This is a genomic window from Vibrio sp. OY15, assembly GCF_000742455.1.
Taxonomy (GTDB): domain Bacteria; phylum Pseudomonadota; class Gammaproteobacteria; order Enterobacterales; family Vibrionaceae; genus Vibrio; species Vibrio alginolyticus.
Map to the genome: position 1 here is coordinate 243,933 of NZ_JPIL01000006.1, position 12,872 is coordinate 256,804.

The window sequence follows — 12,872 nt, forward strand, 5'->3', positions numbered from 1 at the left end:
TTCTTAGCAGATTTTTGAATAAAAAATGAAATTTTAGAATTTCAGGTAATATAAACGCCCCGCCATAATGCTTGCATAACGATATCAATGGACGATGAGCAAGCACATGGCAACGAACGATTCAGTCACTTCTTTTCCTAAACCAAAGCCCCGGTTAGTTTCTGACAACCCAGTCGTGGGTGTTACTCGTTTTGCAAAGCAATCGCTACAGCCTGGTGAAGTCGCCTTAGTAGGTGCAGGACCAGGCGATCCTGAACTTCTGACGGTGAAAGCACTGAACTGCTTGCAGCAAGCTGACGTGGTTTTGTACGACTATTTGGTGTCTGAAGAAATCATGGCATTGATTCCAAGCGATACGATTTTGGTGTGCGTTGGGAAGCGAGCTGGGCATCACAGTGTGCCGCAGGAGAAGACGAATCAGCTTTTGGTGGATTTTGCCAAGCAGGGCTACAAAGTAGTGCGCATTAAAGGTGGTGATCCGTTTGTATTCGGTCGTGGTGGTGAAGAGTTAGAAGTGCTTGCAGATGCTGGCATTCGTTTTCAAGTTGTCCCTGGCATTACCGCAGCAGCTGGCGCAACCGCTTATGCTGGTATTCCACTGACTCATCGTGATTATGCGCAATCGGCCATCTTTGTGACTGGCCACTTGAAAGAAGAAAGTGATGAGATGGATTGGTCCACGTTGGCGCGTGGGAATCAGACTTTAGTGATCTACATGGGGCTGATGAAATCACACTATATTCAGAATCAACTCATTAAGCATGGCCGTTCAGCGTTGACTCCGATTGCCATTATTGAGCGTGGCACGCAGATTCAACAAAAAGTATTTACGGGAGAACTCTCCCAACTCTCTGATTTATCGAAGGAAGCACAATCGCCATCTTTGATTGTTGTCGGAGAGGTAGTGCGACTGTCTCAAAAGTTAGACTGGTTTTTGTCTAGTACTGAATTCAACAAAAGTGCTATTGCCAACTCCATATAATTTCAGACCAAAGATTAGAGACGTAATGCGCCTTCAAGCTTAAAAAGGAAATACAAAACATGGACCAACAACGTTTAACTCACCTTAAACAACTCGAAGCGGAGAGTATCCATATTATCCGCGAAGTTGCGGCTGAGTTTGATAACCCAGTCATGATGTATTCGATTGGTAAAGACTCATCAGTGATGCTGCACCTAGCGCGTAAAGCTTTTTACCCAGGTAAGATTCCATTTCCATTGCTGCATGTCGACACCGATTGGAAGTTCCGCGAGATGATTGAATTTCGTGATCGCACCGCGGCCAAATACGGTTTTGAGCTTTTGGTACATAAGAATCCAGAAGGTCTAGCCATGGGCTGTAGTCCGTTTGTTCATGGTTCTTCTAAGCACACTGACATCATGAAGACTCAAGGCTTAAAACAAGCGCTGAACAAGTACGGTTTTGATGCGGCCTTTGGTGGTGCGCGCCGCGACGAAGAGAAATCACGGGCGAAAGAGCGCGTGTATTCATTCCGCGATAAGAACCATACATGGGATCCTAAAAACCAACGTCCTGAGCTATGGAAGACGTACAACGGCCAGGTCAATAAGGGTGAGAGCATTCGTGTATTCCCGCTGTCTAACTGGACTGAGCTTGATATCTGGCAATACATCTATTTAGAAAACATCGAGATCGTGCCGCTTTACCTCGCGGACAAACGCCCAGTTGTTGAACGCGATGGCATGCTGATCATGGTTGATGATGATCGTATGGAGCTTCAACCGGGTGAAGTGATTGAAGAGAAGAGTGTGCGCTTCCGTACCCTTGGTTGTTATCCATTGACCGGGGCCATCGAGTCTGAAGCAAACACTTTAACTGGCATTATTGAAGAGATGCTAGTGGCAACGTCGAGTGAGCGCCAAGGCCGAGCGATCGACCACGATCAGTCAGGATCGATGGAGCTTAAGAAACGTCAAGGTTACTTCTAAAGGATCTAAGGAAAGATAATGAACAGTGCAGTTGAAGCTCAATTAGCCGAGCTTGGTATCGAAGGCTATTTAACACAACACCAGTACAAGTCGTTACTTAGATTCTTGACTTGTGGCTCGGTGGATGACGGTAAAAGTACATTAATCGGTCGCTTACTCCATGACTCAAAACAAATTTATGAAGATCAGCTAGCGGCAGTGCATTCAGACAGCCAACGTGTGGGCACCACGGGTGAAAAGCCTGACCTTGCGTTGTTGGTCGATGGCTTACAAGCTGAGCGCGAGCAGGGGATCACGATTGATGTAGCTTACCGCTATTTCTCGACGCAGAAACGTAAATTCATCATTGCAGATACTCCTGGACACGAGCAGTACACACGTAACATGGCTACAGGTGCATCGACATGTGACTTAGCTGTGATTCTAGTTGATGCACGTAAGGGCATTCTCGATCAAACTCGTCGTCACTCTTTCATTTCCAACCTGTTGGGTTTGAAGCACTTTGTTGTGGCGATCAACAAGATGGACTTAGTGGATTACTCCCAAGAGCGCTTTGAAGAGATCCGCGACGAGTATCTGAAGTTCTCTGAGAATCTGACAGGGGATATTGATATTCAAATCATCCCGATCTCAGCGCTTGAAGGGGACAATGTGGTGGATAAAGGCCAAAACCTGACTTGGTTTAAAGGCCCATCATTGCTTGAGCTTCTTGAAACGGTCGATGTGGATCAAGAAAAAGGCGCGGGTGAATTCCGCTTCCCTGTGCAATACGTTAATCGTCCTAACCTCGATTTCCGTGGTTTTGCGGGGACCATTTCTTCTGGTTCGATCAAAGTCGGTGATGCCATTAAAGCATTGCCATCGGGTAAAACGTCAACTGTGGCACGTATTGTGACATTTGATGGTGATATCGAAGAAGCTCGTGCCGGATTAGCTGTCACTCTGACGCTAAGCGATGAGATCGATATTAGCCGTGGCGATTTGATTGTTCTAGATAATGCTCAAGTGGAAACCACAAACCATTTGCTTGCCGATGTGGTATGGATGACAGAGCAACCCCTGCAACCGGGTCGTGACTATGACATCAAAATCGCAGGTAAGAAAACCGTAGGTCATGTTGAAGCGATTCGTCATCAATATGACATTAATAATCTCTCGACTCATAGCTCGGCAGAGCTGCCATTGAATGGTATTGGTTTGTGTGAATGGTCTCTTAATGAGTCAGTCGCGCTGGACAATTATCAAGACTGTGCAGATACCGGTGGCTTTATCATTATCGATCGTCTGACAAACGTGACGGTTGGTGCTGGCATGGTTAAAGAGAGCCTCGCCGTGGTTGAGCGCGATTTGACGGGCATCTCTGCGTTTGAAGTTGAGCTTAATGCGCTTGTCCGTAAACACTTCCCACACTGGGAAGCAAAAGACGTCAGCCAGTTTCTGAAAAAGTAACTGGCTTACCCAAGTACGATAATTTCAGGCTCTGTCTGCTGTTGTACTTGGGGCGTCGCTACCTAACTGAATTGCGAAATGTCGTTAGGTATTCTCCTAATACCAGAATGCTTCGGTGGAGCCCAAGAAACCGAGCATTCTGATGTTCTTTTCGCTTGCGCTGATTTTTGTCTGTTTGCTCGTTTGTCGGTGATTCATGGATAAATGAGTCGTTGTTGTGCCCTTTAGGGCTATTTGGTAAGGAAAGGCTATGTGGGAACAAGGGTTTGTGTTAGCGATTTTGCTTGGCATTATCACTTGCTTGCTTGTCACGAAAATTAAGCCTAGTTATGTCTTTGCGGGTGCCGCTTTTATTGCATTCATGGCTGGGATGATGGATTCAGCCACTATCGCATCCAATTTTACCAACTCTTCATTGTTAACCCTGGTTCTATTGATTCTTGCATCCTGTGCTCTAGAAAAAACACTGCTGATCAGTTGGGTGAGCCGAAGTATCTCTGAGGGCCAGTTAGGCAGCGTGATTGCTAAGCTCGGTGTGTCGACCGCCTTGCTTTCTTCATTTACGAATAATACCGCTGTGGTTGTCTCATTGATTGGGGCGATTAAGCGTAATCAGCAGCATGCACCTTCGAAATTACTTATTCCCTTGTCTTACGCCGCCATTTTTGGTGGCACGTTAACTTTGATTGGTACGTCGACTAACTTAATCATCAACAGCTTTGTCGAAGACGCAGGCTTACCGAGCCTGAGCTTTTTTACACCTACGATGATAGGTTTGGCTGTGCTGGTGGGAGGGATGCTGATTCTTATCCCGCTCAGCTACTTGCTACCGAATTATGATGATCAAAACCAAGAAGATTTACCTTACTTTCTTGAGTCTCGCGTTGAGCCTGGATCACCGCTAGTTGGGCGTACGATCAGCGAGAATAATTTACGTGCGCTGCGCAAACTGTTTCTTGCAGAAGTGGTGCGCGATGGTGTTACTGTTTCTTCTGTGGGACCGGATTTTGTGCTCAACGCAAAAGACCGCCTGTTATTTTGTGGCGATGTTGAGAGCGTCGCGACCCTGCAAGAAATTCCGGGCCTCAAGTTGTTTGGTCAGCAGCACTTAAATGGGCAAAACTTTATCGAAGTTGTGGTGAGCTCGTCGGCGACGTTTTGCTACAAAACCCTCAAAGAGAGCCGATTCCGCGACCGATTCGATGCCGTTGTTGTGGCGATTCGCCGAGGCCACGAACGCCTAGAAGGTGGCTTGGGTAGTATTACCTTAGCGCCAGGAGACACGTTAGTTCTGGTTCCAGGAAAGCGTTTTGAGTCTGAACGCCGAGCTCATCGTAAAGAGTTTGTTTTAGTGCATGACTTGGACTCTAGCGCTCGGCTTGATACGAATAAGTCTTCCATTGTATTACTGGGCTTTGCAGCCGTAATTGGATGCGCTCTATTAGAGTTAGTGCCGATTATTAAAGGTCTAGCTGTGTACCTTATCGCGCTTATTGCGTTTGGTATTGTGCAGATTTCAGAACTGCGCCGCCGTTTTCCGATCGATATCGTCGTGATTGTCGGTTCCGCTTTGTCTATTGCTCAACTGATGATCTCTTCTGGATTGTCAGAAAGAATGGGAGTGATGTTTATTGAAGCGTTTAATGGCTGGGGAGTATTTGGTGCCTTGGTGGCGACTTATATCATGACATTGGTACTCACTGAATTGGTGACAAACAATGCCGCGGCTGCGCTTTCTTTTCCTATCGGCTATAGCATGGCGGTGGGTTATGGCGTGGATCCGATGCCATTCATCATGGCGGTTTTGTTCGGCGCGAGTGCGAGCTTTATCTCTCCCTACGGTTACCAAACTAACCTGCTGGTGTACAGCGTAGGAAATTACAAATTGACCGACTACGTGAGAATTGGAGTGCCAATTTCGATTGTGTACTCTGTATTAGTACTTACTTTGATCCCGGTCTTTTTCCCGTTTTAATTCCGATATTTACAAGGATACGTTATGACTGCCGAAACGACGGTAAAAGATGAAAACATTGTTTGGCACCAGCATTCGGTTGATAAACAGTTTCGTGCTGAATTAAAGAAGCAAAAACCTGCCGTATTGTGGTTCACTGGTTTATCTGGAGCGGGTAAATCAACCGTAGCAGGGGCGTTGGAAAATCGCCTTGCAGCATTGGGTTACCACACCTATTTATTGGATGGTGACAATGTACGGCATGGTTTGTGTAGCGATTTAGGTTTTTCTGAACAGGACCGTCGCGAGAACATTCGTCGCATTGGTGAACTGGCGAAGTTGATGGCAGATGCGGGTTTAATTGTTCTGTCGGCGTTTATTTCACCGCATCGTGCAGAGCGGAAGTTAGTGCGCGATTTATTGCCAGAAGGCGAGTTTATTGAAGTGTATGTCAATGCATCTCTAGAGGTTTGCGAAGGTCGAGATCCTAAGGGTTTATACCGTAAAGCCCGTGCGGGAGAGATTCCTAATTTCACTGGTATTGATTCGGAATATCAAGCGCCAGAGAACCCTGAAATCGATTTGCCCGCAGGAGAAAAGAGTGTCGAGGAGTTGGTGGATTTGTGCTTAATCGATCTTAAACAACGCGGTGTGATCCGATAAAAAAGCATGTAGATCATAGGTGACCTAAAGCTCTTTGAGCGGCTGGAGAAGTATTTGGATCATAGGTGGTCAAATGCTTCTCCAACTGGCTAGACAGTATGATGAACCGTACTTTTAGCTTCACTATGGACACTAAATCTATGATTTAACAGTGCAAGCATTTGATCGTAGTATTCGGCATGTGGTTTGTTTCCGAGCAAGGTACAGAGCTCATTGCCTGTGGGTGTGAAGCGGTAATATAAAAGGCGGACACCTTTACTGTTTACGTTCAGCGACAAGTTTTTACCTTGGTAGGTGAGGACCAACGGTGTCTCGATACTAATTTCGCCAGATTCAAGTTCGGCACTGTGAAGCAGCCCTAATTCAATTAAGAGCAACAAGCTTGAATACGGCAGTTGAAAACTTCCCATATTTAGGCTGTTGGCGACGTCTCGCTTGCCGAAGCTAAATATGCCTCCTTGCGCTTTGTAACCAATCAGCAGTTTTCTGCTGTGATCCCCTCCAAAACTGCACGCTAAAGAGGCGGCTCTTTGCAGAGTTTGTGCTTCCTTTGGTGACATATCTTTGAGGGTTTTCAACGCTTTCATGGATGTTGAACCCGGATTGGTCACTTCACGCTTCATCACTTGAGCCCATAGCTTTTGCATCGCGCTGTTATGGATGTCTTGAGCCATCTCAAAAAATCGATGCAACCAATCTTGGTCTGGCTCTCCCGCTGTCTCATCTCGGCATGAACTGTGCGCTAATTTTAAAATCTGTTCTAAGTTTTTTTGTCGCTGTTCTTGGCGTCTTTGCTCTCGCAATTGGGCTCTTTCAAACGCAGATTTGGCTGGCGGTTCGGTTTGCAGTAAGGCGTCAAGACCGTGTATTTGGGCTATGGTTTTTACCTTACTAGCACTGTCTTTTATGTAGCCTTGTTTCTTTTCTTGTTGCGTATTTTTTTTTGTGTCTGACTGATGTTCGATGACAACAGGTTGCTTTGTCGGGTCTGCCATTCGTTTTCCTACCAAGAACTGCGCGGTTCGCACGTTTAAATTTACACCTTATCTGACCAAGCGACCAGACAGGAGTTCTCAGTTTTTGAACGAATAGGGCTATTCAAAATGATAATGAGTTGTTAAAATTGTTATCGTTATTTTGGAGGGGCTATGAAGTTCTCAGAAGCAGGTAAACTCAAAAAGCACCTGTCGATAGCGTTTCTTTTGGTTATTTATGTGGGCGTATTAGCGTATTTATCTCGTTATATCGTGTAGCACAAAGCTAAAAAAGGCGCCAGTGTGACGCCTTAGGTGTAGCGAGGCTTATCGACGACTTAAATTACATATCGTCGTAGGCTTCTATTTCTGATCCCTCAATAACGTAAGCCGTTTCTGCCAGTTCGTGGTTTATCGTCTCGGTTTTCAACGTTCCAACCACATATATGACATCCCACAACTCTTGAACAGGCGCGCCTTTCGGAAACTTCACGTAAATGATCTGGTTTGGAGGCGGTGGTGGCACGTGAATACAAGCTCCAAAATATGGCACCAATAAAAATTCGGTGACGGTATCGGCATCACCTTCAAGTGGGATAACAAACCCCGGAATTTTAACTTGGCTTCCGTTCAGTTCTGGTCGAACGTTACCAATCTTGGACTGCTGGGCTGCACCACCACTGTGATCAGATGCGGGCATGCCTATACTGTCGAACAATTTACGCTCTTTTTCTGGAACAAGGTCAATCCAGTCAAGCTTCAATGGTTCTTCGCTGGCCATAACAGGCGCTGTGAATGCGACGACCAGCAAGCAACTTGCGAGTATTTTTTTCCACATTTTATTAAATCCTTATTGTCATTCCGTCACTCAGTGACTGTCGGTAGGCGCGGAGTGCGGGAATGAAACCAATCACAATACCAGCGCATTGTACGAAACCTAATAGCATCCACTCATAAGTAGATAAGATGCTTAAGGTGAGATGTATTCCATAGTGCTGTTGGATGATCGGCTGCGCGATAGCAAGAATGGCATACAGCCCAGTAACGCCAGTAATAATACCAGCAGCAGTAAGCAAGCTGGCTTCACTAATTAAGAGTGAGAAAACATGACGAGGCCTTGCTCCCATGGCACGCAAAATCGCCATTTCACGGCGGCGTTCCTGTAGGCTAGTTAATAGACTGCTTAACATACCTAACAACCCTGCGATCACGACAAAACCAGATACTGCCATTAGGGCTTGCTCTGCAACCGACATCATTCCCCATAACTCATGCAACGCAACGCCGGGCATAATGGCGCTGAGCGGCTCTTTGGGGTAGGTGTTAATTTGTCTTTGCAGGGCGAAAGTTTGAATACGAGATTTCAAACCAACGAGCATAGCGGTAATTTGTTTGGGCTGAAAGTCTCTGTTTTTGAGATCTTGTGCCTTGGGTGTCGGGCCCAAACGCGCACCACTTTCCCATCCGACGTGAATGGCTTCGATGGCTTCCAATGATACATGGACAGTTTTGTCGACTGGTGTTCCTGTAGGTGCAAGGATACCGACAACTTTAAATGGCAGATTGTCATGACGGCTAAAGCCAACGTCGCTAATGCCGTGGGCAATGATGATTTCGCTACCGATATCATAACCAAGTTGTTTAGCGACATCAGAACCTAGCACGGTTTCAAATAAACCATGGAATTCTCTACCCTTGCTAAATGTTAGTGGTTGCTTACTTCCAAACTTGTAATGCTCAAAGTAACTGTGATTGGTTCCCATAACTCGGAAGCCTTTATGCGAGTCGCCAAGCGAGATTGGAATAGCCCAATCGACTGAACGATGATTGGCAAACTCTTGGTAGCTTTTCCAATCGATGTTGTTGGTCGCATTACCAATACGAAACACAGAATAGAGCAATAGGTTCACTTGCCCAGAGCGTCCACCAATAATGAGGTCAGTGCCTGAAATTGTATTGGCGAAGCTATCCTTGGCTTGAGTTCGGATACGCTCGACGCCCAAGAGGAGTACCACTGAAATCGCAACGGTCATGATGGTTAGAATTGCCGTCGCTTTGCGGTTCATCAAGCTTTTCCAGGCGAGCTTTACTACAGCACTCATGATATGGCTCCTAGGCTAGATACTTGATTAATGTCGGGTAGATTGAGCGTGCGATCGAATAAGGGTTCGAGTGTTGGGTCGTGGCTAACGAATACCAGTGTGGCATTGGCTTGATTCGCTTGCTCCATAAGGAGCTCAATAAATGCTTTACGATTGTCATAGTCTAAAGCTGAGGTTGGTTCGTCAGCGATCACTAACTCTGGATGTCCTATCAGAGCTCGAGCCGCAGCCACACGTTGTTGTTGACCAATACTCAATTCAGAGACAGGGCGTGTATGAAGCTCGTTTGGCAAGTGCAGTCGTTCTAGTAGGGCCTGAGCCTGTTCATTTAACGCTTGAGATGAGGCACCTAAATGGGCACGGTCACGTCGTATTTTACTGAACTGACATGGCAATAATACGTTTTCAAGTACGTTAAGGTACGGCAATAAATTGAACTGTTGAAAGATGTAGCCAATATGATTGGCGCGAAAGCGGTCTCTCTGACTGGCACTTAAACTAGCAAGGTCAGTATCGAGAACAGATAGAGAGCCTGAAGTTAATGTGTTAATCCCCGTCAACAAAGCGAGCAAGGTCGATTTACCGCAGCCACTTGGACCTTTGATAAACACATGCTCGCCTTGTGTAATGTGTAATTTGGGGATGTGGATGGTTGGGTTGGTTGAACCGGGCCAGAAAAATTGGGCATCCTCTAGCTCGACAACATTTGGTGTGGTTTCAGTCATATTAAATCACCAAAGCTGTGGCGTGTAAGTGGGTACTTACACGCCACTCGTGTTATTTGATTACGATTTGGGTGTTATCTTTGCTTAATTTAATTGCTGATTGCATGGTATCAGTGAATATATTGACGCTGATGGACTCTGTAGTTGGGAATTGGTTAAACCAATCGGTTTGGATTTGGCTAAGCTGATTAACTTGTTCGCAACTGAAGCGATATTGCACCGAAAATTCACCGTGACCGCCATGATCGTGCGCCTCATCATGAGCGTCATGGTGGTCATGTTTATCATGATGTTCATTATGATCATGGTGTTCGTGCCCTTCATGATCGTGATGTGCATGGTCATCATGGTCGTGCTCACTATGATCATGTTCCTCATGAGTTTCGCTTAGGTTGTGGCTCACGTAAGCTTCTTCAATATTACAATCAGCTTGTGAGTTAATAGCGAACAATGCGTTGCTGTCTTCGAGTGTAGCGACGGCTTGTTTAAGCGCTTGCTCTTGTTGCGCGTTTTCTGGAGCATGCTCGAAACCCACAACATCAGCTCCAGGAGCTGTGATCTCTACTAACAGATCTTTGCCATCTTGGGCGATATTAAACTCGACGTGACCATGCACATGAGCACCATGCTGGCGGTATTCGTTTGCATTCGCTGCTGTCGATAAAGTGAGGCCAATAGCAAGGGCTAAAACGTGTTTTGATGACATTGTATTTTTCCTAATTTTACTGGCATTAACCAAAGGCGGTATTGCTCAGATTCGAGTTTCACTAAGTTATTGTTCCCTGACACACTAGGTGCGGAAATGAACTCAATAATTTTGAGTGTGGAATAGTTTGGAAATTAAGCAAAATAAGGAGGGGCACGAGCAGCGCCAAGAACTTCTTCGCCGTACACGAGGTGCAAAAAAACATGATGATGCTGGGCGCGCGTAAAAGTCGGTGTAGAGAGGGTAGGTTGTACCTTTGCTATACCGTGCTGAACACCAGAAAATAATTGGCAATGATGATGGGTATGATGGTCGGGCGTCAGATCAACTTGATGAAGTACAACCGCAAAGTTCCAAGCGATCAGCAACGCAACACTGAAAAATAAAGCAGTGCGATACCAATATCTTAGTATTTTTTGCTGGTGGTGGTACATCTGAGCTCCTCTTACCGACTGTTATAATATAACACCCATAATGAATAAAAGTTCACTCTTTTGTTGGCTAGCAGAAAAATTTAACTCAACACATACGTGCCGAAAAATATTGGTAATACTCTCTGATGGAAGTGTCGCACTTATAAAGAGCAGAGTTATCACTGCCCATGCTTCTAATCAAATTCATATAGCTCCTTACAACAGGAACAAGGAGCCATTCAATGAAGCTAGATGTTCTGTTTAATAAGCTCAATGACTTTTGTTATCTCATCTTGCTCAAGTGCGCCCTCTTTGACAAACAGAACTTTGCCCGTTTTGTCTTGAACAATAATGGCCGAACTTTCTTCTTTCAGGTCCCAAGTATTAGCAACTACGCCATTTTCATCAAGAACCATGGATGACCATGGGAACTCTTTTTTGCTGTCTTGAGCTGAAGACTTCACGAAAGAGCCTGTCCCCCAAATTGCATCATCTTGGTTGATGATAGTCGTCGTCTGGTAGCTTTCTTGTGGAAAATTTGCCGCTGTTATTGCCGACATTAAAGGGGCATTCATCTCTTTTGAACTGCTACGGCCTGCGATGGCTTGAATAACACGAACTTTGCCTTGCATATGTTGAGTTGCCCAGGGTTGGTATGCAACGCCTTCGCCTTGTAAAACAATCTCGCCGTAAGCGGCAACATTGACAGGAGGAACGCTTTTACCCACTGACAAGTTGTGTGCAAAGGTCAAGCTTGGCGTTAAGGCCAGTAGTAGAGGTAGGAGAGTCTTAGTTTTCATATTGTTATATTCCGTACGAGGTTTGGAAGCTTCCAGTATATATCCAGATCTTAGAAATTTGTAGGACCGTTTATAACATTTATTTAACGTATGGAGTGGTGTAATCTTGCGTTATATTTAGAATTTGCTAAAATGAGTTCCGTCGCAAATTGCGCATTAAGATTGCAGAGGAAAAATAAGCAATCCGTGTTTTCTCAAAGGAATTGAGGTGAGTTATGCTACGTGAGTTTGCTGTATATCGACCATTACAAGTGGCCCGTTTTGTTAAAACGTTGTTCAAAGGTCAATTTTTTATTGTTGGGGTTGGCTGTTTTCAGTTCGACAATGGCAAAGTGTTACTACCTGACGTCAACGATCATAAAAGGCTCACCATCTTTAAAGAAGTCAACCAAGTGATAGCATCATTATCGGCTTAGTTAGCTTGGTACCCACTTAGATTTAGAAAAGAGCGAACATATCGGTCGCTCTTTTTGTTGCTGGCTAGGTTTATCCTTGGAGGCTTGGTGGGAAGCAAACTCCCGTTCCTCCGATACCACAGTAACCATCAGGGTTTTTCGCCAAATATTGCTGGTGGTAGGTTTCCGCAAAGTAATACGGACCTGCTGGTTGTATTTCGGTGGTGATGTTCGCGCGCTGCTCTTCTTGCAGTGCTTGCTGATACAAGAGTTTCGATTTCTCTGCGCTCTCGAGCTGCTCCGTCGAATAAGTGTAAATTGCAGAACGATATTGAGTACCTAAGTCGTTACCTTGACGCATTCCCTGAGTTGGGTCGTGTTTTTCCCAAAAAACAGCCAGTAGCTTTTCTAATGAGATGACGCGTTCATCGAAAACGACTCGTACGACTTCTGTATGACCCGTTTTACCTGTACAGACCTCTTCATACGTGGGATTGGGTGTGTACCCCCCAGCGTAACCGACCGAAGTAGATACAACGCCGTCGAGTTGCCAAAATACGCGCTCAGCGCCCCAAAAACAGCCCATTCCGAGCAAAATCTGCTGTTGGTGTGACGCAAGAGGCGCCTTTAGGTTAGATTTATTTACAAAATGATGATCGTCAATCTGCATTGGTTGATCTCTACCTGGCAAGGCATCTTCTATACTGATCAATGTTTGTTTGTTGAGCATGGTATTTGTCC

General features: G+C 45.5%; 14 protein-coding genes. 6 read left to right on the forward strand and 8 right to left on the reverse strand.

Features of this window, described 5'->3' with window-relative positions; translation table 11 throughout:
- Nucleotides 1-106 precede the first annotated feature (106 nt).
- From cobA to cysC, 5 genes are all read left to right on the forward strand, one after another.
- Complete coding sequence (gene cobA / locus IJ23_RS08325; protein ID WP_033906012.1) at nt 107-982, forward strand: uroporphyrinogen-III C-methyltransferase; 876 nt, start codon at nt 107-109, stop codon at nt 980-982.
- 59 nt (nt 983-1,041) lie between these two features.
- Complete coding sequence (gene cysD / locus IJ23_RS08330; protein ID WP_005379592.1) at nt 1,042-1,950, forward strand: sulfate adenylyltransferase subunit CysD; 909 nt, start codon at nt 1,042-1,044, stop codon at nt 1,948-1,950.
- Nucleotides 1,951-1,968: 18 nt separating this feature from the next.
- Nucleotides 1,969-3,399: a sulfate adenylyltransferase subunit CysN gene (gene cysN, locus IJ23_RS08335; protein WP_017820290.1), complete on the forward strand. Its 1,431-nt coding sequence runs from the start codon at nt 1,969-1,971 to the stop codon at nt 3,397-3,399.
- 250 nt (nt 3,400-3,649) lie between these two features.
- Complete coding sequence (locus tag IJ23_RS08340; protein ID WP_017820289.1) at nt 3,650-5,374, forward strand: SLC13 family permease; 1,725 nt, start codon at nt 3,650-3,652, stop codon at nt 5,372-5,374.
- 24 nt (nt 5,375-5,398) lie between these two features.
- The gene (gene cysC / locus IJ23_RS08345; RefSeq protein WP_033906013.1) at nt 5,399-6,016 is read left to right on the forward strand and encodes an adenylyl-sulfate kinase; all 618 of its coding nucleotides are present in this window, start codon (nt 5,399-5,401) and stop codon (nt 6,014-6,016) included.
- Between the two features lie 89 nt (nt 6,017-6,105).
- On the opposite strand, the gene IJ23_RS08350 is transcribed toward cysC, so the two are convergent.
- From IJ23_RS08350 to IJ23_RS08375, 7 genes are all read right to left on the reverse strand, one after another.
- Complete coding sequence (locus IJ23_RS08350; protein WP_005379599.1) at nt 6,106-7,011, reverse strand: TIGR03899 family protein; 906 nt, start codon at nt 7,009-7,011, stop codon at nt 6,106-6,108.
- A 322-nt stretch (nt 7,012-7,333) separates the two neighbouring features.
- Nucleotides 7,334-7,828, reverse strand: coding sequence for a DUF3299 domain-containing protein (locus tag IJ23_RS08355; protein ID WP_005379600.1), 495 nt, complete (start codon nt 7,826-7,828; stop codon nt 7,334-7,336).
- Nucleotides 7,829-7,832: 4 nt separating this feature from the next.
- On the reverse strand, nt 7,833-9,092 hold the full coding sequence (locus IJ23_RS08360) for an ABC transporter permease (RefSeq protein ID WP_017820287.1): 1,260 nt from the start codon (nt 9,090-9,092) through the stop codon (nt 7,833-7,835).
- Nucleotides 9,089-9,817, reverse strand: a complete 729-nt coding sequence (locus IJ23_RS08365; protein WP_033906015.1) for an ABC transporter ATP-binding protein — start codon at nt 9,815-9,817, stop codon at nt 9,089-9,091. The genes IJ23_RS08360 and IJ23_RS08365 overlap by 4 nt, the downstream gene beginning before the upstream one ends.
- Nucleotides 9,818-9,869: 52 nt before the next feature.
- Nucleotides 9,870-10,523, reverse strand: coding sequence for a zinc uptake protein ZrgA (gene zrgA, locus IJ23_RS08370; RefSeq protein ID WP_033906016.1), 654 nt, complete (start codon nt 10,521-10,523; stop codon nt 9,870-9,872).
- A gap of 134 nt (nt 10,524-10,657) precedes the next feature.
- Entirely contained in the window at nt 10,658-10,957 is a 300-nt protein-coding gene (locus IJ23_RS24075; protein ID WP_080996158.1) for a DUF2607 family protein, read from the reverse strand.
- Nucleotides 10,958-11,184: 227 nt separating this feature from the next.
- Entirely contained in the window at nt 11,185-11,736 is a 552-nt protein-coding gene (locus IJ23_RS08375) for a YtfJ family protein (protein ID WP_005383122.1), read from the reverse strand.
- Between the two features lie 215 nt (nt 11,737-11,951).
- Here IJ23_RS08375 and IJ23_RS08380 point away from each other — a divergent pair, with 215 nt between their 5' ends.
- Nucleotides 11,952-12,152, forward strand: coding sequence for a DUF1107 domain-containing protein (locus tag IJ23_RS08380; protein WP_005379612.1), 201 nt, complete (start codon nt 11,952-11,954; stop codon nt 12,150-12,152).
- 70 nt (nt 12,153-12,222) lie between these two features.
- Here IJ23_RS08380 and msrA read toward each other — a convergent pair whose 3' ends face one another.
- Nucleotides 12,223-12,861 (reverse strand): peptide-methionine (S)-S-oxide reductase MsrA, encoded by a 639-nt coding sequence (msrA, locus tag IJ23_RS08385; protein ID WP_005379620.1) that lies wholly within the window; start codon nt 12,859-12,861, stop codon nt 12,223-12,225.
- Nucleotides 12,862-12,872: the final 11 nt, after the last annotated feature.